The organism is Vibrio sp. D173a (assembly GCF_030248475.1).
In genome coordinates, this window is sequence record NZ_JAHGAH010001456.1 from 1 (window position 1) to 626 (window position 626).

Annotated in this window: 1 protein-coding gene; it reads left to right on the forward strand. The window is 44.2% G+C overall.

Translation table 11 applies throughout. From position 1 onward, the window contains the following. Positions 1-182: 182 nt before the first annotated feature. Positions 183-626: ASCH domain-containing protein (locus KIV40_RS34035; RefSeq protein WP_285353860.1), on the forward strand; the 444-nt coding region annotated here is incomplete at its 3' end.

Below are 626 nucleotides of genomic sequence, written 5' to 3' on the forward strand. Positions count from 1 at the left end.
TCATATTGGCGTAAACTCCTCGAGAAATGATGGTTGTATTTTCACCACTTTAAAGAAAAAAATCAAGCCTAGTGCAAGCTATGCTCATCTCTAAAAGGTAGAAGTTCATCTGAGCCTAACCGAGTTGTGATATTCTTGAGTGAGTTACCATACAACCCATTATTTCAAACAGTTAGGCTCTCATGGACGATAGATCGCAACTCTACTTAGACAACTTTCTCAATTCACTCCCAGAACAAACACGCCTTAAGTACCAATCTTTCAGCTCTGACTACTTTTGCGGCGACGAATACAATGCCAACTTGTGTGCTGAACTTATCAAGCAAGGTAAGAAAACCGCAACCTGCAGCATGGCTTACTGGTACGAGTCTGGCGAAGAGCCGATGCCTACAGTTGGTCACCTGCAAGTGGTTGTCGACTGGCACGGTAATCCGATTTGCATCATCGAAATAGACTCCGTAACCCAGTGCCCTTACAACGAGGTAACCGCTGAATTTGCCAAATCAGAAGGCGAAGGTGATTTGTCTTTAGCATGGTGGCAAGAGGCACATTGGAACTTCTTCTCTAAGGAGTGTGCAGAAGTGGGTATTGAGCCCAAACAAGATATGACCTTGGTTCTTGAACGT